16 protein-coding genes and 2 tRNA genes are annotated in these 18,549 nt (G+C 72.3%); 7 read left to right on the top strand and 11 right to left on the bottom strand.

The window, feature by feature from the left end; genetic code table 11:
• Positions 1 to 17: 17 nt before the first annotated feature.
• Genes AB0I72_RS13955 through AB0I72_RS13970 form a run of 4 tightly spaced genes read right to left on the bottom strand, consistent with a single transcriptional unit; the run spans position 18 to position 5,181 of the window.
• The gene (locus AB0I72_RS13955) at positions 18 to 848 is read right to left on the bottom strand and encodes an energy-coupling factor transporter transmembrane component T (RefSeq protein ID WP_358567247.1); all 831 of its coding nucleotides are present in this window, start codon (positions 846 to 848) and stop codon (positions 18 to 20) included.
• Complete coding sequence (locus tag AB0I72_RS13960; RefSeq protein ID WP_358567249.1) at positions 841 to 2,598, bottom strand: ATP-binding cassette domain-containing protein; 1,758 nt, start codon at positions 2,596 to 2,598, stop codon at positions 841 to 843. Before AB0I72_RS13960 ends, AB0I72_RS13955 begins: the two co-directional genes overlap by 8 nt.
• Positions 2,595 to 3,527 carry a cell division protein FtsQ gene (locus AB0I72_RS13965; protein ID WP_358567251.1) on the bottom strand — a complete coding sequence of 311 codons (933 nt, stop codon included), beginning with the start codon at positions 3,525 to 3,527 and terminating at the stop codon, positions 2,595 to 2,597. The genes AB0I72_RS13960 and AB0I72_RS13965 overlap by 4 nt, the downstream gene beginning before the upstream one ends.
• Before the next feature lie 10 nt (positions 3,528 to 3,537).
• Positions 3,538 to 5,181: an HAD family hydrolase gene (locus AB0I72_RS13970; RefSeq protein WP_358567254.1), complete on the bottom strand. Its 1,644-nt coding sequence runs from the start codon at positions 5,179 to 5,181 to the stop codon at positions 3,538 to 3,540.
• Positions 5,182 to 5,393: 212 nt separating this feature from the next.
• Here AB0I72_RS13970 and AB0I72_RS13975 point away from each other — a divergent pair, with 212 nt between their 5' ends.
• A complete protein-coding gene (locus tag AB0I72_RS13975; protein WP_358567256.1) occupies positions 5,394 to 6,371 on the top strand; it encodes a LacI family DNA-binding transcriptional regulator in 978 nt (325 codons plus the stop codon).
• Between the two features lie 378 nt (positions 6,372 to 6,749).
• Here the strand turns inward: AB0I72_RS13975 and AB0I72_RS13980 are convergent.
• Positions 6,750 to 6,822: transfer RNA gene (locus tag AB0I72_RS13980), tRNA-Ala, on the bottom strand.
• 151 nt (positions 6,823 to 6,973) lie between these two features.
• Between AB0I72_RS13980 and AB0I72_RS13985 the strand changes: the two genes are divergently transcribed.
• Positions 6,974 to 7,267: a co-chaperone GroES gene (locus AB0I72_RS13985; RefSeq protein ID WP_017597826.1), complete on the top strand. Its 294-nt coding sequence runs from the start codon at positions 6,974 to 6,976 to the stop codon at positions 7,265 to 7,267.
• Positions 7,268 to 7,309: 42 nt separating this feature from the next.
• Here the strand turns inward: AB0I72_RS13985 and AB0I72_RS13990 are convergent, their stop codons facing one another.
• Entirely contained in the window at positions 7,310 to 7,897 is a 588-nt protein-coding gene (locus AB0I72_RS13990) for a TetR family transcriptional regulator (RefSeq protein ID WP_358567259.1), read from the bottom strand.
• 142 nt (positions 7,898 to 8,039) lie between these two features.
• On the opposite strand from AB0I72_RS13990, the gene AB0I72_RS13995 reads away from it, so the two are divergent.
• Positions 8,040 to 9,794 (top strand): ABC transporter ATP-binding protein, encoded by a 1,755-nt coding sequence (locus AB0I72_RS13995; protein WP_358567616.1) that lies wholly within the window; start codon positions 8,040 to 8,042, stop codon positions 9,792 to 9,794.
• A gap of 79 nt (positions 9,795 to 9,873) precedes the next feature.
• Here the strand turns inward: AB0I72_RS13995 and AB0I72_RS14000 are convergent, their stop codons facing one another.
• Genes AB0I72_RS14000 through AB0I72_RS14010 form a run of 3 tightly spaced genes read right to left on the bottom strand, consistent with a single transcriptional unit; the run spans position 9,874 to position 12,984 of the window.
• Positions 9,874 to 10,773: a carbohydrate ABC transporter permease gene (locus tag AB0I72_RS14000; protein ID WP_358567262.1), complete on the bottom strand. Its 900-nt coding sequence runs from the start codon at positions 10,771 to 10,773 to the stop codon at positions 9,874 to 9,876.
• Positions 10,770 to 11,618 (bottom strand): sugar ABC transporter permease, encoded by an 849-nt coding sequence (locus AB0I72_RS14005; RefSeq protein ID WP_358567619.1) that lies wholly within the window; start codon positions 11,616 to 11,618, stop codon positions 10,770 to 10,772. The genes AB0I72_RS14000 and AB0I72_RS14005 overlap by 4 nt, the downstream gene beginning before the upstream one ends.
• 55 nt (positions 11,619 to 11,673) lie before the next feature.
• Positions 11,674 to 12,984, bottom strand: coding sequence for an ABC transporter substrate-binding protein (locus AB0I72_RS14010; protein WP_358567264.1), 1,311 nt, complete (start codon positions 12,982 to 12,984; stop codon positions 11,674 to 11,676).
• Between the two features lie 216 nt (positions 12,985 to 13,200).
• On the opposite strand from AB0I72_RS14010, the gene AB0I72_RS14015 reads away from it, so the two are divergent.
• Positions 13,201 to 14,223 (top strand): LacI family DNA-binding transcriptional regulator, encoded by a 1,023-nt coding sequence (locus AB0I72_RS14015; protein ID WP_358567267.1) that lies wholly within the window; start codon positions 13,201 to 13,203, stop codon positions 14,221 to 14,223.
• A 27-nt stretch (positions 14,224 to 14,250) separates the two neighbouring features.
• Positions 14,251 to 15,879, top strand: coding sequence for an alpha-amylase family glycosyl hydrolase (locus AB0I72_RS14020; protein ID WP_358567270.1), 1,629 nt, complete (start codon positions 14,251 to 14,253; stop codon positions 15,877 to 15,879).
• Positions 15,880 to 15,895: 16 nt separating this feature from the next.
• On the opposite strand, the gene AB0I72_RS14025 is transcribed toward AB0I72_RS14020, so the two are convergent.
• A complete protein-coding gene (locus AB0I72_RS14025) occupies positions 15,896 to 16,546 on the bottom strand; it encodes a dihydrofolate reductase family protein (RefSeq protein WP_358567273.1) in 651 nt (216 codons plus the stop codon).
• Positions 16,547 to 16,725: 179 nt separating this feature from the next.
• On the opposite strand from AB0I72_RS14025, the gene AB0I72_RS14030 reads away from it, so the two are divergent.
• Both AB0I72_RS14030 and AB0I72_RS14035 read left to right on the top strand, forming a co-directional pair.
• Positions 16,726 to 17,583, top strand: coding sequence for an MBL fold metallo-hydrolase (locus tag AB0I72_RS14030; protein ID WP_358567276.1), 858 nt, complete (start codon positions 16,726 to 16,728; stop codon positions 17,581 to 17,583).
• Between the two features lie 3 nt (positions 17,584 to 17,586).
• A complete protein-coding gene (locus tag AB0I72_RS14035) occupies positions 17,587 to 18,237 on the top strand; it encodes a metalloregulator ArsR/SmtB family transcription factor (protein ID WP_358567279.1) in 651 nt (216 codons plus the stop codon).
• A 206-nt stretch (positions 18,238 to 18,443) separates the two neighbouring features.
• On the opposite strand, the gene AB0I72_RS14040 is transcribed toward AB0I72_RS14035, so the two are convergent.
• Positions 18,444 to 18,516 (bottom strand) — tRNA-Ala (locus tag AB0I72_RS14040).
• Positions 18,517 to 18,549: the final 33 nt, after the last annotated feature.

Here is an 18,549-nt window from a genome sequence, read left to right on the forward strand (position 1 = left end):
GGCGCCACGGCCCCCGCCTAGGCTGCCGTGCTCAGGAGGGGGAAGGCCCGGCCGACGGCGAAGCAGGCGATCACCAGGGCGAGGGTGACCCCGATCAACACCGCGTCCCACCGGTCCGCCCGCAGGTGGGCGAGGCGGATGTCCCGCCCGGCGGGATGCTCCGCCGCGTAGGTGAAGCCGCGGGCGTCCAGGGCTTCGACGGTGGTGCGCGTCCGCTTGGCCGTGTTCAGCATGAGGGGGTAGAACGCGGCGACGAGCGTGGTGGCCGTCCGCACGACCACCCGCCAGCCGAGGAACCCCCTGGAGGGCAGCGGCGCCGCGCGCAGCCGGTAGCCGTCGACGACGGTGTGGAACTCCTCCATCAGCACGGGCAGCATCCGGTAGCCGTAGCTGACCCCGAAGCTCACCATGCCTGGAGCGTGCAGGCTCAGCAGGGCGTCGGAGAGCTTCTCCGGGTCGAGCGAGACGAACGCCGCCATGCTGGCCAGGCTCACGGTCGCCAGCTTGAGGGTGATCTCGACCAGGGCGAGCACGGTGCTCATGTCGCCCCCGAAGAGCCACGCCGCGAACAGGACGTAGAGGCTCTCCAGGGCGAACCCGACGAGGAACAGGCCCAGGATCAGCGGCCCGACCCGGCTGAGCACGACGGCCGCCGCGCACACCGCGAACAGCCCGACGAGCACCGTGACGTTGTGCGTGAACCACGGCACCACGGCCAGCAGCAGATACCAGCCGATCACCACCCAGGGGTCCCGTCCGGCCAGCAGCCCGCCCCGGGTGGCGTAGGCGGTCCGCAGCAGTTCGAGTTTGACCCATTCCACCGAGAGCCGGTCGCGTTCCCTACGCACGTTCGCCCGCCTCCTCCACCGGTGCGCCGCCCAGCCGGTCGAGCAGCTCGGGCGCCGACAACGGCGGCGGCCGCATCCCCAGGGCCAGGCCCAGCCGTGTGACCTGGGGCGCCACCAGACCCACCGCGTCCATGAGAGCGCTGTCCGCGAACAGCGCCGCCGGGGTGGTGTCGGCCACCACACGACCGCCGTCGAGGACGAGGACCCGCCCGGCCCACTCGGCGACCAGGTGCATGTCATGGGTGGCCACGACCGTGCAGCGGATGGTGTCGGCGAGCGCGTCCAGCATGGCGACGACCGCTTCGCGGCTGGCGGTGTCCAGACTCGACGTGGGCTCGTCCAGCAGGAGCAGGGACGGACGCGTCGCCAGCCCGATCGCCAGGGTCGCCCGGCGCTGCTGGCCGCCGGAGAGCAGACGGCCGTCCCGCTGGGCGAGGTCGGCCAGCCCGACCCGGTCGAGGACCGCGGCGACCAGGGCGTCGGCGTCGGCCAGGCCGCGTCCCCTCGGGAACATGGCCACGTCCTCGTACACGCTGTCCTTGAGGAACATCCGTTCGGGGCGCTGGTACAGGAGGCACACCCGGTCCGCCAGAACGCTCGGGCGCACGGTGCGGGTGTCGGTCCCGCCGACCCGTACGCTCCCCTCTCGCGGCACCTTCAGTCCGGTGAGCAGGCGCAACAGCGTGGATTTGCCCGCGCCGTTGCCGCCGACGAGGGCGACGCGCTCCCCGTCGCGCAGGGTGAGGTCGAGACCGTCCAGGACGACGCGCAGTCCCCCGCCGACCTCGCGGTAGCCGAACCGCACCTCGGCCAGTTCCGCGACCGTCTCCCCGGGAGCCGAAACGCGCGCCGCGTCCCGGGCCGGGGGACGCGCGTCCGGGATGTGGCCGCGCAGCTGGTCGACGGCCTCCGCCACGGTCAGCGGAGTCGGTGCGGCCGGATCGAGTCCGCGCGCCACCCGCACCACCTGGGGTGCGGGGATGCCGTGGCGGTCCAACTCCTCCACGCGGTCCATCGCCTCCCGGGTCGGCAGGTGCCAGACGGGCGCGCCGTCGGACATGAGCACGACCGAGCGGGCGTACCGCGCCACGTACTCGGCGTGGTGCTCGATCACCACGACCGTGGTGCCGAGGCGGCGGTTGAGTTCGCCGAGGGCCTGGTAGATCCCCTCCGCCCGGGCCGGGTCGAGTTCGGCGACCGGTTCGTCCACGACGACCACTCCCGGGCGCATCGCCATCACGCTGGCCAGGGCGACCAGGTGCTGCTGGCCTCCGGAGAGCTGCCAGGTGAACCGGTCGGCGAGGTGGGCGACGCCGAGCAGCTCCATGGCCTCGTCGGTGCGCTCGCGATGGTCCGCAAGACCGAAGTTCACCGGGCCGAAGGCGACCTCGTCGCGCACGGTGGGTCGCACCAGCTGGTTGCCGAAGTCCTGGTAGATGTAGCCGACGATGTGGGACAGGGCGGCGACGGACGACTCCCGGGTGTCGCGGCCCAGGACCCTGACCCGCCCTTCGAAGATCCCCGACCAGTAGTGCGGGACCAGTCCGTTGAACGACTTGCACAGGGTGGTCTTGCCGGACCCGTTGCCGCCGACCACGGCGGTGAAGTCGCCGCGTTCGATCCGCAGATCCACCCCGCGCAGGGTGTCGCGGTCGGCTCCCGGGTAGCGGAACGTGAGGTCGCGCACCTCCACCGCGGGGGCGGACGGGTCGCCGGGGCCCGGTGCGGTCACGGCTTCGGTGGAGGTCACGACCGCGGCTCCCGGGGGCCGTGGTCCTGGGCGGCACGCTCCCTGCGCGAGTGCACGACGAACCGAACCGTGACGACCAGTCCCACGAGCACGATCAGCGCGGCCGACGCGCCGACCCACAGGAACCGGGCGCCGTACCGTTCGACGAAGTCGGGCTCCCACACACCGAAGTTGTCCATGATCTCGTTGGTGAACGCGGCGATCATCGCCACGAAGGACAGAACGACGGCGAGCAGCAGGAACGCACCGGTGCCGCGCTCCGCCAGCGGGATCCGGTGCCGGGGGTCGCGCGGCGCCAGGCCGAGCAGCGGTTCGATCCGTCCGTGCAGCCGGGGGCCGAGGGCCATGGCGGGCAGAGCGCCGAAGAGGATGCCGCTGATGAGGAGCGCGACCACGAAATCGACACTCTCCAGGACGACGACGGACTCGGGCAGCCCGGGCACGGAGTCCGCCTCCGCGACACCGGCCCACACCTTGGCGACGTCCACGGTGGCGGAGAGCAGCTTGTCCACGACGACAGTGACCACACCGGCCAGCGCGAGCTGCCACCTCCGACCGGGGTCGCGGACCAGGCAGCCCGCGATGTAGAGGGCCAGGAACATCTGGAGGTAGCCCTCCAGCTCCCCGATCCCGGAGAAGTCGCCCATGAGGAGGTCGGCGAAGACGATCTCGCCGAGGGGTGCGCCCAGCGCCGCGTACAGCGGGTGGAAGAGGGCGACCATGAGCACGGGGACGAAGGCCAGGTAGGACACCCCCAGCTCGACGGGGCCGACCTGGATCTCGGGGATGACCTCGGTGACGATGTTCGCGAGCCCGAAGAGCGTCATCGAGAGCACGAAGACCATGAGCTTCTGGCCGGGGTTGAGCGTGGGGGGACTGAAGCGGTCCCGGACGTCGGGGCTCGCGGCGGTGCGGGGGGACTCGGCCATGGTGCGCCTTTCAGGTGCCGGAGGGGGTGAGGGGCAGGGGGTCGTCGGCCCAGAGGCCGAGGAGGTCGTCCATCTCGTCGATGACGTGGGTGGGACGCTGGTCGGACGGTCCGGCGAGCGCGGCGTCGATCTCGTCGTCGGTGGCCGATCCGCCGCGCACGATCACCGCGCCGGCGACCCCTGCGGCGAGGGCCACCGCGGTGTCCCGCCAGGGCTTGTCGCCGACGAACCAGCAGTCGGCCGGGGCCACGCCCAGAGCGGTGACGGCGGCGTGGACGGTCGCGGGGTCGGGCTTGCGGCGGCCGAGTTCGTCGGAGTACACGTGCGCGCCGACGAGGTGGGCGATGCCGAAGCGGTCGAGTTCCTCCCGCGCGGCCCGACCGCACACGGTGTTGGACACGATCGCGACCGGGACCGCGCGGTCGGCGCAGAACTCCAGGACCTCGCGCACGCCCGGACGCATGACGGCGTGACTCTTGGACCGCGCGTACTCCAGGGTGAGCTGGGCCGACTCGGCCAGGAGCAGCGCGCGGGCGTGGTCGGGCAGTTCGCGACCGACCATGTCGCGCCAGAACTCCCGCTGGGTGATCTCGGGGATGGGCCCCGTGACCGGGTGTCCGGCCTTCCAGGCCCGGTAGCGCTCATGCCCGGTGCGGACCAGGGAGACGACGGCGTCGGCGGTGGTCGCGTACCCGGACCGGGCGAACCGTTCGGCGACGCTGGCCGCGAACGCGTACAGGACGTCGGGGGTGGGCGTGGACGAGGCGATGACCCCGCCCTGGTCCAGGAGGAGGCCGCCGGGGAGGCGACGCGGGTCGCGCTCGGCGGCGGGGGACACGGAGGCGGACACCGCGGAGGAGGTCCCGACCCCCGCACGACTGGCCCGCAGGGGTGCGACCAGACCCTCCGGGGTGTCGAGGACGGCGTCCGCCCGTTCCCGGACGGGGTAGGGCGGGGTGTCGGTGTGGTGGTGGCGGGTGAGGACCACCGCGCCCGCGCCCGCGCGCCGTCCGGCGACCACGTCCCGATCCTGGGTGTCTCCGACGTACCAGCAGTGTTCGGGGGTCGTCCCGAGTGCCCGGGCGGCGAGGCGGATCATCTCCGGGTGGGGTTTGCGGATGCCGACCTCGTCGGAGTAGACCTGCACGCCGAAGTGGTCCTGTAGTCCGGCGGCGCGCACGAGTTCGCGGTGGAAGCGGCCGGAGTGGGCGTTGGAGACCATGCCCACACGCACTCCGATGTCGCGGGCGGCGGCGAGGAGGGCGCGCACGCCCGGACGCACCTCGTGCTCGGAGATCAGCGGGGCCAGGGCGGCCAGGAGTCCGGCGGCGTCGCCCGCCAGCACCTCACGGACCCGTTCGTCCAGGTCGGAGGCGAGGAAGTCCACCCAGATCGTGCGGTGGTCGAGTTCGGCGGGGGCGCGGCGCCGTCCGGCCGCGTTCTTCCAGTCCTTGAGCGCGGCGAACCCCGCGTCGAGTGAACCGCGCAACAGCTCCACGTCCACGTCGTGTCCGGCGCGGGCGAGGACGCCGTGCAGGTGTCGGGCGGCCGCGGCACGGCCGTCGGGGTGCTTGCGCGTCTGGAAGACCACTCCGCCGAAGTCCAGGAGCAGGGCGTCGGGACGCCGGCGCAGTGCCAGGGGAGGTTGAACCACGGAGGTCTCCTGCCGGGTCGGGGTCGGTTCACCGGTGACCCTAGGCACGGGCCGACGCCTCCGCGGATCCTGTGGATGGCTCGGAGGGAAACGAATCTGGAACGTTCCATATTCGAGTGATCAACCTGCTGCGGACGCGGCACAATGGCGGGGTGACGACCACAGGCGCAAGCGGACCGCCCCGGCGCGGACGACGGCCCACCATCGTGGACGTGGCCGCTGAGGCGGGGGTGTCCAAGTCATTGGTGTCCCTGGCGCTGCGCGGTGACGCGGGGGTGAGCGAGGCGACCGGCGCGCGCATCCTGGCGGCCGCCGAACGGCTGGGCTACCGCTCCAACACCCTCGCCCGCGGCCTGGTGCAGGGGCGCACGATGATCCTCGGAGTGCTCCTGACCGACCTGGCGAACCCGTACCACACCGAGGTCGTGGCCGGGGTCGAGGAGGCGGCGGACACCGGGGGTTTCACCGTCCTGATGGCGCACGGGCGCCGCGACCGGGCACGGCTGGCGCACCAGTTGGACGCGCTGCTGCGGCTCAACGTGGACGGCGTCGTGGTGGTGAGCTCCTGGGTGGAGCCGGACGCGTTGGCCGACGCCGCCCGCCGGGCCCCGGTGGTGATGGTGGGTCGGCCCGAACGGTTCACCGGGGGCGTGGACACCGTGACCAACGACGACCGTGCCGGGGCGGAGGCGGCGGTCCGGCATCTGGCGGAGCTGGGCCACGAGCGGATCGCCCACCTGTCGGGTTCCCGAAGCCCCGCCTCGCGCACCCGCAGGGAGGGGTACGGGGAGGCGATGGGCGCCCTCGGCCTGGACCGCCGCGTGGCGGTGCGGGAGATCGGTGACGACCCGCGCGGAGGAGAGCGCGCCGCCGAGGCGCTGTTGGCCGCCCGGCCGACGGCGGTCTTCGCGGTCAACGACCTGGCCGCCCTCGCGGTCCTGGACCGGGCGCACGCGGAGGGGATCGCGGTCCCGGAGGAGCTGTCGGTCGTGGGGTACGACAACACGGCCCTCGCCGACACCGTGCGGCCGCGCCTGACCAGCGTGGACCAGCCCCGCCTGGTGATGGGGGGTCTGGCGGTGGAGATGGTGGTGGAGCGCCTGTCCGGACGGACCGAGGACCGCCACGAGGTCCTCACGCCGAGCCTCGTGATCCGCGCGTCGACCGCCCGCCCCGCGACCGAGGGATGAGCCCGAGCGACCGACGCGGGGCCGTGCCGCGAAGCGCGACGGCCGCAGGCCGAGCGGCACATCGGGGGTCTGGGGGTCGCCCCCCAGAAGAAACGACGAGACGACCCGGCGAGCGCGGTCACGCGGCCCTCATACGACCCGCGCCCACACCGACGTAGGGCCGTGCCGCGAAGCGCGACGGCCGCAGGCCGAGCGGCACACCGGGGGTCTGGGGGTCGCCCCCCAGAAGAAACGACGGAACGACCCGGCGAGGCGGACGAAGTCCCCCGAGCAAGGTCGTTCCGGAGCATCGGGGGTCTGGGGGTCGCCCCCCAGAAGAAACGACGAGACGACCCGGCGAGCGCGGTCACGCGCGAGCAGGGTCGTCTCGGCGTCGAGTGGAGCTATGGGGATTCGAACCCCAGACCTCCTCCATGCCATGGAGGCGCGCTACCAACTGCGCCATAGCCCCTGGTGTGCCGGGCGGTTCCCCCGCTCGGCGTTGGCAATACTCTACCGGAGTCCGGGAGTGGGTTGAGCCATCGCCCGGCCCTGAGCGGGGAGTACTCCCGGCCGGGGCCGAATACCCTGGAGTGGTGCCCGATTCAAAGCTTGAAATCCAGATGCTCCACGATCGCCTGTTGGTGAGGGCGGTCCCGGACAAGAGCGAGCGGCGCAGCAGCGCCGGTCTGGTCATCCCGGACACGGTGAAGCTGGCGACCAGGCTCGCGTGGGGTGAGGTCTGCGGCGCCGGTACGGGCGCCCGCCACGTCAAGACCGGCGACCGTGTGCTGTTCGACCCCGAGGACCAGGGTGAGGTCGAACTGAACGGCGAGCGCTACGTCATCCTGCGCGAACGCGACGTGCACGCCGTGGCCAACGAGTCCCCCGAGCGCGGGACCGGTCTCTACCTGTGATCCCACGCCCCGCCGCGCGGGCACGCTCGGCGGGGCGTGGGATTAGCCCCGCCTGTCGTCCGACACCGCCTTGACCAGGGACAACAGACACATGTTGAGCGCCTCGAAGGCCGGTACGCGGGCCACGTCGACGTAGACCGCCCCGGCGTACAACCCCGACCACAGCAACTGCTGCGCCCACAGGGGCGTGATCCTGGGATCGATCGTGCCGTCCTCGTGCCCGCGTTCGATGAGGTCGAAGAGGGCGAGGTCGGCGGGCCCGCTCTCGTAGTCGGCCGGCGCCCGTACGGCGTCCTGGTCCCCGAAGGCGGCCAGGATCGCCTTGCGCACCCCGAAGTACTCCGCGACCAGCCGGGAGAAGGCCTCGATGGCGGTGCCGTCGGTGGTGCGCGCCCGCTCGGTGGCCTCGTTGATCAGCTCCTCGACGTACTCCCCCAGAGCACACGTGAGATCGGAGCGCTCGGGGAAGTAGCGCTGCAGCGTGCTCCGCGCCACCCCGGCGGTTCTGGCCACCTCCGACAGCGGCGCCGCGGAGTTGTCCCCCAGGACCTCGACCGCCGCTTCGAGGATCGCCCGGCGGGTGCGCGCGCGTGTCCTCGTCTCGTCCATCGCAGAAGCCCTGTTCGCCATGCCCACCATCCTAGACCGATGGATAATCAGTTGACGATAATCGGTCATCTATGACCTAATTCAGAGCATGACTGATCAACTACCGGACTCTGATGCCCGCTCTTCGACGGACGAGGGCACGCCCCGATTCGCCCAGCTACGCGTGCTCTGGTCGTTCGTGCGCCCGCACCGGGGGACACTCGTCCTCGGCCTGGTCCTGGCCCTCTTCGGCTCCGCCCTGGAACTGGCCAGCCCCATGGTGATCAAGCTGGTCCTGGACACCGTCGCCGACGCGGGGGATCTGGCCACGCCGGTCGCCCTCCTCCTCGGCCTGTTCGTGGTGGGGGCGGTCCTGGGCCTGTGGCACTGGATCCTGCTGGGCACGATGGCCGAGCGCATCGTCCTGGACGCCCGGACCTCGATCGTCCAGCGCTACTTCCGCGCCGCGCTGCTGCCCCTGACCAGGCGGCCCCCCGGCGAGTTGGTCACCCGCGTCACCTCCGACACCGTGCTCCTCAACGAGGCCGTCGGGCGCAGCCTGGTCTCCGTCGTCAACGGCACGGTGCTGCTGGTCGGCACGCTCGTCATGATGGCCCTGCTCGACCCGGTCCTGCTGGGGACCACCGTCGTCGCCGTCCTCGTCGTGGCGGTGCTGTTCCTGACCCTGATGCCCGCCATCGCGCGGCACGAGGAACGCGCCCAGGCCTCGCTCGGAGCCATGGGCGGCGTCCTGGAGGGCGCGCTGCGCGCGATGCGCACGGTCAAGGCGAGCCGTGCCGAGGAGCGGATCGGAACCCGCGTCGTGCGCGACGCCGAGGAATCGGCCCGGCACAGCGTCCGCGCGGTGCGCCACCAGGCCGTCGCGATGACGGTGGCCTTCAGCGGTGTGCAGCTCGCGATCATCGCCATCCTGGGACTGGGCGCCGTGCGCGCCACCGACGGAGCGATCGAGGTCTCGACCCTGGTCGCCTTCCTGCTCTACGCGTTCACCCTGATGGGGCCGGTGTCGGAGCTCTCCCAGAGCGTGACGGCCCTCCAGTCGGGCGTCGCCGCGGCGCGCCGGATCCGCGAGGTGACCGACATCCCGCTCGAACCGGACGCGGTCACCCCCGCGAGCGCGCCCGTGCTCCCCGGCGCCCCCGGCGACGCGGTCGTCGAACTGCGCGGGGTCACCGCCCGCTACGCGCCCGGCACGCGGGCCGCGCTCGACGCGGTGGACATCACGGTGCCGCGACGGGGGCACACCGCGATCGTCGGCCCGTCGGGCGCGGGGAAGACCACCGTGTTCTCCCTCCTGCTGCGGTTCCTGGAGCCCGAGGACGGCCGGATCCTGCTCGACGGCCGGTCCTACCCCGAGCTGAGCCCGGACCAGGTGCGCGAGCGCTTCGCCTACGTGGAGCAGGACACCCCGGTGGTGCCCGGGACCCTGCGCGAGAACCTGGTGTTCGGCCGCCCGGACGCGGACGAGGTCGACATCCGGCGGGTGCTGCGCGAGGTGCGGCTGGCGGACCGGGTCGACGCCCTGGAGGAGGGCCTGGACACCCCGTTGGACGCGACCTCGTTCTCCGGGGGCGAGCGCCAGCGCGTCGCCCTCGCCCGCGCCCTGCTGTGCTCGGCGGACGTGCTGCTGCTGGACGAGGCGACCTCGCAGGTGGACGCGATCACCGAGGCGGCCGTCACCGACAGCGTGCGCCGCCACGCCGACCGGGCCGCGGTGGTGACCATCGCGCACCGGCTGTCGACGGTGATCGGCGCCGACCGCATCATCGTGATGGAGGACGGGCGCGTGCGGGCCCAGGGCACCCACCGGGGGCTGTTGGAGGACGACGCGCTGTACCGCGAGCTGGTCGCGGCGCTGCGCATCGCCGAGGTGCCGGAGCCCGGCCCCGGCGTGCCCGAGGCCGCGCCGACCGGGTGACCGGGCACCGCGGCCGGAGGCCGCCCGGGGGGCGGGCGGGCCCGTGCGGGGGCGCGCCCGTCGCCCCCGCACGTCCCGTTCAGCCCTTGACCGCGCCCGAGGTCAGGCCCGCGACGATCCGCCGTTGCAGGACCAGGGCGAAGAGGATGAGCGGAACGGAGACCAGCACGGAGGCCGCCATGATCTGCCCGATCGGGTTCTCGTAGCCGACCCGCTCGAAGGTGCCCACGAACACCGGGACGGTCTGGACGTTGAGGTCGTTCGGGGCGAACGAGAAGGCCAGCAGGAACTCGTTGGTGGCGTAGACGAAGGTGAGGATCGCCGCCGCGCCCACGCCGGGGGCGGCCAGCGGCGCGACCACGCGCAGGAAGGTCTGGAACGGGGTGGCCCCGTCCACCTTCGCCGACTCCTCGATCTCCCTGGGGATGCCGGAGAAGAACGTGGTGAGGATGAAGATGGACAGCGGCAGGGTCAGCGCCACGTACGGGATCACCATGCCCGCGTAGCTGTTGAGCAGGTTGATCCCCGTCCAGTCGTTGAGCTCCAGGTACATCTGGTACAGCGGGTTGACCAGCGCGACCGGCGGGAACAGCGTGGCGACCAGCGTCGCCGCCAGGATGAGGAACTTGCCCGCCAGCGGCAGCCGGGCTAGCGCGTACCCCGCCAGGGCGGCGACGGGGATGCAGATCGCGGTGGTCGCGGCCGCCACGATCAGCGAGTTGCGCAGCGCGAAGTGGAACCCCTGGTCGATCACCTGCTGGTAGTTGTCCAGGTTGAACGGCCCCCGGAGGATGTTCGGGTCGGTCAGCGCCACCGATCCCGTGCGCAGGCTGGTCATGGCCATCCACAGGAACGGGAACAGACACCAGCCCAGCACCAGGAGCAGCCCCAGCAGCCTGAGCGCGTTGGTCACCGCCGGGGGCGTGCCCCGGCGCCGTGCGGGCCCCGACCGCCGCGGGGCCGACGTCTGGGCCGTCATCGCCTCTCCCTCCCCGCCGCGTCGCCGACCATGTGGCGGCCCATCCTGCTGATGAAGCCCAGTCCGACGAGCATGACCACGACGAACGTGACCGTGGACAGCGCGCTGGCGTACCCCAGCCGCGGGTCGGCGACCAGGAACCGCTGCGCGTACACCGACAGGGTGGCGATCGAGTTGGAGTACCCGGCGAACACGTACGCGAAGTCGAACATGCGCAGCGCGTCCACCGTCCGGAACAGCAGCGCGACCACGATCGCCGGACGCAGCAGCGGCAGCGTGACGGACCAGAACCGTTGGAGGGCGTTCGCTCCGTCGACCCTGGCCGCCTCGTAGTAGTCCTTCGGGATGGTCTGGAGTCCGGCCAGGAGCAGCAGTGCCACGAACGGCGCGGTCTTCCACACGTCGGCGCTGATGATGCCGACCATGGTCCACGCGGGGTCGCGCAGCCAGTTGACGTCGGTGCCCAGCACCGCGTTCACGAAGCCCGGGTTGCGGTCGAACATGTACCGCCACACCTGGGCGGCGACCGCGGTGGGAATGACCCAGGGCACCAGGATGACCGCCCGGGTCAGCCCCCGGCCGACGAACGCCTGGTGCATGATCAGGGCGAACGCCATCCCGATGACGAACTCCAGCGTCACCGACGCCACGGTGAACACCAGCGTGTTGCCCACGGCGTTGAAGAAGCCGGAGTCGCGGAACACCCCGACGTAGTTGTCGAGTCCGACGGGCTCGCGCCGGAACCCGCGGATCTCGTACAGGCTCATCCCGATCGCGTAGAAGACCGGGAAGAGCGCGATCACGGCCATGAAGGCGAACGAGGGGGCGAGGAAGACCCGCCCCATCGCCCGCTCGCCCAGGCCCTGGCGTGTGCGGACGCTCGGGGTCGTGGCCATGGCCCTACTCTTGCTCGAGCGCGGCTTCGGCCGCCTGGTCGACGGCGTCCAGCGCCTCGGCCGGGTCCGTCTGCCCGAGGTAGGCGGGGTGCAGGTTGTCCTGCACGGCCAGGGACAGCGCGTTGTATCCGGGCACCGGCGGGCGCGCGTGCGCCTGGGCGAGGACCTCGCCGAGCAGCTCGAAGTTGGGGTCGTCGACGCCGTCGTAGGCGCTGAGCAGGGTCGGGGGCAGACTGTTGTCGGCCAGGATCGCCTGGGCCCCGGGGTCGGTGGCGGTCCACAGGACGAACTCGCGCGCCAGGTCCGGGGTGTCGCTGAGCGTGCTGACCGCGTTGTTGAGCCCGCCCAGCGCGCTGGTGGTGCCCTCGCCGGTGAACGTGGGCAGCGGGGCGACCGCGAAGTTCCCGGCGACCGCGCTCTCCTCGTCCCCCTCGCCCTCCAGCAGCGGCACGGCGTAGGGCCAGTTGCGCATGTAGACCGCCTCACCCGCCTGGAAGAGGGCGCGGGCGTCGTCCTCGACCATCGAGTCGAAACCCTCGGCGTAGAAGCCGGTCTCGTAGGCCTCGGTCATGAAGTCCAGCGCGGTCTCGGCGGCGTCGCCCTCCAGGAAGGTGCTGTTCGCCTGGGCGTCGTCGAACAGCTCGCCGCCCGCCGACCAGTACAGCTCCAGGAAGTTGACGACGAAGCCCTCGTACTGGTCGCCCTGGCCGACGTAGGCGGAGATGCCCGCCTCCTCCGCGGCCGCGGCGCCGGTCTCGTAGAGCTCCTCCCAGGTGGTGGGCGGCGCGTCGACGAGGTCGGTGCGGTAGTAGAGGAACGCGCCGTTGGAGGAGTAGGGAAGGGCGTACAGCTCCTCCTGCCACTGGGCACTGTCGACCGCGCCCTCCAGGCTGGCGCCCTCGACCTCCGGGCGCAGCTCCTCCAGGCTGTCGATGTAGCCGAACTCGGCGAACTCACCGGTCCAGATCACGTCGAGTCCGAGGACGTCGAACTCCCCGGCCTGGCTCTGGAGGTCCTGGAACAGGGCCTGGCGCTGCTCGTCGGCGGTGGGCGCCAGGAAGAAGACGTCGACCTGCCGGTCCGGGTTCTCCTCGTTCCACAGCCGGGCGACGTCCTCGTGGATCTGCCGGTCGGCTCCCGTCACCGCCCAGACGAACTGCGGGTCGTCGGCCAGACCCGCGGTGTCGCCCCCGGCGCCGTCACCTCCCTCGCCCGGTGGTTCCCCGCACGCGGTGGCCAAGGTCAGGGCCAGTACTCCGAACCCGGCGGCGCAGGCGCGGACCACCGCCCTCCGGCGCGACGCGATGACGGACATGGCACTCTCCTCTCGCGCCGACCGGGGCCGGTCGCGCGGTGTCGGGCTTGTCGTGGATCAGCCGTTCGGCTGTGCGAAAACGATGCCATCAAGAATGTGATCCAGTCAACAGTCTGATCGCGCGTAAGTGCGCGATCACCGACAAAACCGCGTATGGAGGCGATCCACAGCATGAAAACGTTGCCATCAGCCCCAACTTTCTCTACCGTTGACCGCATGTCCAACAGACCCGCGAGCATGCGCGATGTCGCCCAGCACGCGGGGGTCTCCCTGTCGACGGTCTCGCGGGTACTGCGAGGCGCGCCGGGGGTCGCCCCGCAGGTTCGTCAACGTGTGCAGGACTCGGCCGACGAGTTGTCCTACGTCGTCTCCCGCAACGCCTCGGGCCTGGTGACTGGGCGCACCGGCCGGGTGGCGGTGGTCGCGCCCACGCTGCGCCCCTGGTTCTTCGGCGGTGTCCTGGCCGGGCTCGGCGACGCCCTGGGCGCGGCCGATCTCGACATGCTCGTCTACCAGGTCGGCGAGGTCCGCTCGCGCCGGGGCTGGACGCGCGCGCTTCCGCTGCGCCGCAACGCCGACGCGGTGGTCACGGTCTCCATGGACCTGTCCGAGGAGGAGTGCCGCCGTCTGGACGACGTCGGGGTGCCCATGGTGCTCACCGGCCAGAAGGTGTCGGGGCGGGCCAGTGTCTTCATAGACGACCGCGAGGGCGCGGCGGCGGCCACGCGTCACCTGCTCAACCTGGGGCACACCCGGATCGCCTACATCGGATCACGGACCCCGGAGTGGTTCAGCGGCAGCGCCCGGGACCGACTCGCCGGCCACAGGGCGGCCATGGCCGGCGCGGGCCTCGAACCGTGGAGCCTCGTCCGCTCCCCGGACCAGGAGGGCGGGGAACTGGCCATGGGCGAACTGCTGTCGGCGGCCGAGCCGCCCACCGCCGTCCTGGCCGAGTTCGACGGCATCGCGATGGGCGCCCACCGCACCCTGCGACGGTCGGGCGTTCCGGTGCCCGGCGCCATCTCGCTCATGGGCTTCGACAACCACGACGCCGCCTCGGTCCTGGACCTGACGACCGTCGACCAGTCCCCGTACGACACGGGGCTGGCCGCGGGGCGGCTCGCGGTCGACATCCTGGCGGGCACGGCACGCCCCGACACGCACATCGAGATGCCCACCCAGATCATCCTGCGGCACTCCACCGCGGCCCCGAGGGGCGCGCGTGGGCTGTCCTCATGAACGCACGCTCGAACACAGGGAGAACCCATGCAGCAGTGGTGGCGGGACGCGGTCCTCTACCAGGTCTACCCGCGCAGCTTCGCCGACTCCGACGGTGACGGGGTGGGCGACCTCGCCGGAGTCACGGCCCGCCTCGACCACATCCGCGACCTGGGCGCCGACGGGATCTGGCTGACCCCGTTCCATCCCTCCCCGTGGGCGGACGGCGGCTACGACGTCGCCGACTTCCGGGACGTGGACCCGCTCCTGGGGAGCCTGGACGACTTCGACGCCATGGTGCGGGCCGCGCACGAGCGCGATCTGCGCGTGGTGATCGACCTCGTCCCCAACCACACGTCCGAGGCGCACCCGTGGTTCCGCGCGGCCCTGGCGGCCGGGCCCGGGTCGCCCGAACGGGACCGGTACGTCTTCCGCGACGGCCGTGGGCCGAACGGGGACCTGCCGCCGTCCAACTGGCGCTCGACCTTCGGCGGCCCGGCCTGGACCCGGGTGCCCGACGGACAGTGGTACCTGCACTTCTTCGCCCCCGAGCAGCCCGACCTGAACTGGAACGACCCCGGGGTGCGCGAGGAGTTCCGCGACATCCTGCGGTTCTGGAGCCGCCGCGGGGTGGACGGGTTCCGGATCGACGTCGCCTACGGGCTGGTCAAGGACCTGGCCGAACCCCTGCGCGACCTGGTCCTGGTGGAGGGCGGCCGGAACGAGGACATCGCCGCCAACCCCGACCACCCGCTCATGGATCGTCCCGGGGTCCACGAGGTCTACCGGGACTGGCGGCGGGTGCTGGCGGAGTTCGACCCGCCCCCGACCACGGTCGGCGAGGTGTGGCTGCCCGCCGAGCGGCGGATCCGGTACACCCGACCCGACGAGCTGGACCAGACCTTCAACTTCGACTTCCTGCTCACGCCGTGGGACGCCGACGCCTACCGGCGCGTGATCGACGCGTCGATCGCCGACGCCGACGCGGTGGGCACAGTGCCGACGTGGGTGACCAACAACCACGACCTGGTGCGGCGGGTGTCCCTCCTCGGTCTGCCCCCGGGGACCGACCCGCGCGCCTGGTTGCTGGCCGACGGCCGCGACCCGGTCCCCGACCTCGACCTGGGCGCCCGCCGGGCCCGGTCGCTGGCCCTGCTGGCGCTGGCGCTGCCCGGGTCGGCCTACCTGTACCAGGGCGAGGAGCTCGGGCTGCCCGAGGTCGCCGACCTGCCGCCCGACGCGCTGGAGGACCCGCGCTGGCGGCGCAGCGGCCACACCGACAAGGGCCGGGACGGAGCGCGGGTGCCGCTGCCGTGGACGGTGGGCGGGCCGTCGTACGGGTTCGGGGAGGGCGGCTCGTGGCTGCCCCAGCCCGAGGGGTGGGGGCGCTGGTCGGTCGAGGCCCAGGAGGGGGACCCGGACTCGACGCTGTCCCTGTACCGGCGGGCGCTGGCGCGACGGGGCGACTTCGCCGCCGAACCGGCCCTGGCCTGGGACCCGGACCTGGACCGCGGGGCGGTGCTGGCGTTCTGGCGCGGGCCGGAGGTGCTGGTCGTGGTCAACACCGGCCCCGACCCGGTGGACCTGCCGCCGGGCGAGGTGATGGTGGCCAGCGCCGACCTGGGCGGGACCCTGCCGGGCGACGGCGCCGTGTGGCTGCGCCGCCCGCGCGCGTGACCCGGTCCCCGGCCGCTCAGACGACCGTCTCCCTGCCGTCGACGACCGCGAACTCCCCGCCGCCGAACAGGTCGATGTCGGGGTCGGGGACCAGGCTGAGGGAGACCAGGCCGTTCTCGGTCGTCTCGGCCGACTCGACCCGGAAGCCGGTCGGAACCGAACCCTCGTCGAACAGGCGCTTGCCCTGACCGACCACGACGGGGAAGACCAGCAGGCGGAAGACGTCGACGAGTCCGGCACGGTGCAGGGTCTGGGCGAGCCGCCAGCTGCCGTGGACCTGGAGTTCGCCGCCGGGGCGCTCCTTGAGCTCGCGGACGCGCTCCTCGACGCGGTCGGCGATGACGGTGGTGTCGCCCCAGTCGGCGTCCTTCTCCGTCAGCGTGGTCGTGACCAGGTGCTTGGGGTAGGTGTTGAGGATCTTCGCCACCGTGTTCCGCCGGTCGGTGACCGCCGACCAGTAGGGCCGCATCATCTCGAAGGTCGTGCGGCCGAGCAGGAGTTCCTCGGTCCGGGCGAACCACCCGTCGACGATGCGGCCCATGTCCTCGTCCGCGAACGGCATGAGCCACCCGCCGCGCGTGAACCCGCCGCTGGTGTCCTCCTGGGCTCCGCCGGGTCCCTGCATGACGCCGTCGAGGGTGAGGAAGGTGTTGACGCTGAGTCTCATGTCCGCTCCCTGGTGGTTGCGCGCGATCCGTTGACCGCCCTCTTCCTACCGACGACGAACGGCGAACGGTGGTCTCGACACTCGCGGGGAGACTTCTTCCGGAGATCGGGGCCCTTGTGGCGTGCTGTTTCCGCAACTATTCTATAGATCACTAGATTAATAGACGGAGGAGCTACGTCATGTCCGACCAACCGGCCTCCGGCGTCGCGCGCGTCACCCCGAGGGACTACTGGGCCTGCCGCGCCTGCGGCGCCGTGTTCGCCCCCGCCCCCGGCGCGCCGGACTCCTGCCCGATCTGCGTGGACGAGCGCCAGTACGTCCCGCCGACCGGCCCCGACTTCGCCACCCGCGCCACACTCGCCGCCGAGGGGTTCCGGGTCGTGACGCGCCCGGTCCAGGAGCGCGTCACCGGGCTGGGCGTGGAGCCCGGGATCGGCGTGGGCCACCGCGGCGTCCTGATCGAGACCGAGGCGGGGAACCTGCTGTGGGACCCGCCGGTCTTCCTCGACGACGACGCCGTGGCCGAGGTGGAGCGGCGGGGCGGCGCCGCGGTCGTCGCCTCCAGCCACCCGCACATGTACGGCGCGGCCGTCGAGTGGGCCGAACTCCTCGACGCCGAGATCGTCCTGCCCGAGGCGGACGAGCCGTGGCTTCCGTGGCCCAGCGCGCGGGTGCGCCGGTGGAGCGGCACGCTGAACCCGCTGCCGGGCCTGACCCTCGTCCAGACGGGCGGCCACTTCCCCGGCAGCGCGGTCCTGCACCTGGCCGACGGCGCCGGGGCCCTCTTCACCGGGGACACCGTCATGGTCACCCCCGGCCGCGACCACGTGACCTTCCTGTACAGCGCGCCCAACCGGCTCCCGCTGCCCGAGCGGCTCGTCCGCCGCGTCGTCGACGCCGTGCGCGACCTGGAGTTCGACACCATCCACGGCGGCTGGTGGGACCTGAGCGTGCGCGGGAACGCCAAGGAGGTCCTGCTGCGCGACGCCGACCGGTACGTGTCCTTCCTGCGCGGCGACCTGCCGAAGTATGACTAGGGCATGACCGACTTTCCCGAAGCCCCGATCTACGAACACCTCGCCCGGGTGGGCAAGGCGCTCGCCGCGCCGGTGCGCCTGCGGCTGCTCGACCTGCTGGACCAGGGCGAGTGCACGGTCGAGGAACTGGCACGGCGGGGCGGGCTCCCCCTGAAGAACACGTCATCGCACCTCCAGCAGCTGCGCGCGGCGGGGCTGGTGACGAGTCGGCGCGAGGGCACCCGGATGCACTACGCGCTGCGGGACGACGAGGTGTCGCGGTTCCTGGGGCACTTCCAGGACTTCGCCGAACAGCGGATGGGCGACCTGCGGGAGGAGGTCGAGCGGCACCTGGGGCAGGAGGGCGGTTCGGGCGCCGTCACCGCCGAGGAGCTGGCGGAGCTGGTCGGGCGCGGCGCGGCGGTCGTGGTGGACCTGCGGTCGGCGCGGGAGTTCGCGGAGGGGCACGTGCCCGGGGCGATCTCGGTCCCCTCGCGGGAGCTGGAGGAGAGGATCGCCGAGCTGCCCTGGGACACCACGATCGTCGCCTACTGCCAGGGCCCGTACTGCGTCGTGTCGCCCCGCGCCGTCCGCCTCGTCAACGCCACGGGCCGCCGCGCGCGCAGTCTGCGGGGCGGCTACGTCCGCTGGAAGCGCGAGCGGGGGACGGGCTGACGACCCCGCAGGCCCTACCCAAGCCAACGACAACCCACGAGGCGCAGCCTCGCGATGTAAGAGATCGCTCCACCCACCCGGCCGATCAGCGCGGCCTCGACCACAGAGGGTCACCTCGGGGGGTTCGGGGGGTCTCCCCCCGGTAAACACGAAGGACGACCCGGCGAGGCGGCCGAAGGCCCCCGAGCAGGGTCGTCCTGAGTCCGTGGAGCTATGGGGATTCGAACCCCAGACCTCCTCCATGCCATGGAGGCGCGCTACCAACTGCGCCATAGCCCCGTGTGGGAGTCGTGCGGGCGGGTGACCCGCCGA

It is taken from the genome of Nocardiopsis sp. NPDC049922, from assembly GCF_040660275.1.
Taxonomy (GTDB): Bacteria; Actinomycetota; Actinomycetes; order Streptosporangiales; family Streptosporangiaceae; genus Nocardiopsis.

Coding starts and splice junctions, on each gene's coding strand:
- AB0I72_RS13965 (WP_358567251.1), bottom strand. CDS start 3,527: ATGGCCGAGTCCCCCCGCACCGCCGCGAGCCCCGACGTCCGGGACCGC.
- AB0I72_RS13985 (WP_017597826.1), top strand. CDS start 6,974: ATGCTCCACGATCGCCTGTTGGTGAGGGCGGTCCCGGACAAGAGCGAG.
- AB0I72_RS13990 (WP_358567259.1), bottom strand. CDS start 7,897: ATGGCGAACAGGGCTTCTGCGATGGACGAGACGAGGACACGCGCGCGC.
- AB0I72_RS14000 (WP_358567262.1), bottom strand. CDS start 10,773: ATGACGGCCCAGACGTCGGCCCCGCGGCGGTCGGGGCCCGCACGGCGC.
- AB0I72_RS14005 (WP_358567619.1), bottom strand. CDS start 11,618: ATGGGGCGGGTCTTCCTCGCCCCCTCGTTCGCCTTCATGGCCGTGATC.
- AB0I72_RS14010 (WP_358567264.1), bottom strand. CDS start 12,984: ATGTCCGTCATCGCGTCGCGCCGGAGGGCGGTGGTCCGCGCCTGCGCC.
- AB0I72_RS14015 (WP_358567267.1), top strand. CDS start 13,201: ATGTCCAACAGACCCGCGAGCATGCGCGATGTCGCCCAGCACGCGGGG.
- AB0I72_RS14020 (WP_358567270.1), top strand. CDS start 14,251: ATGCAGCAGTGGTGGCGGGACGCGGTCCTCTACCAGGTCTACCCGCGC.
- AB0I72_RS14025 (WP_358567273.1), bottom strand. CDS start 16,546: ATGAGACTCAGCGTCAACACCTTCCTCACCCTCGACGGCGTCATGCAG.
- AB0I72_RS14030 (WP_358567276.1), top strand. CDS start 16,726: ATGTCCGACCAACCGGCCTCCGGCGTCGCGCGCGTCACCCCGAGGGAC.
- AB0I72_RS14035 (WP_358567279.1), top strand. CDS start 17,587: ATGACCGACTTTCCCGAAGCCCCGATCTACGAACACCTCGCCCGGGTG.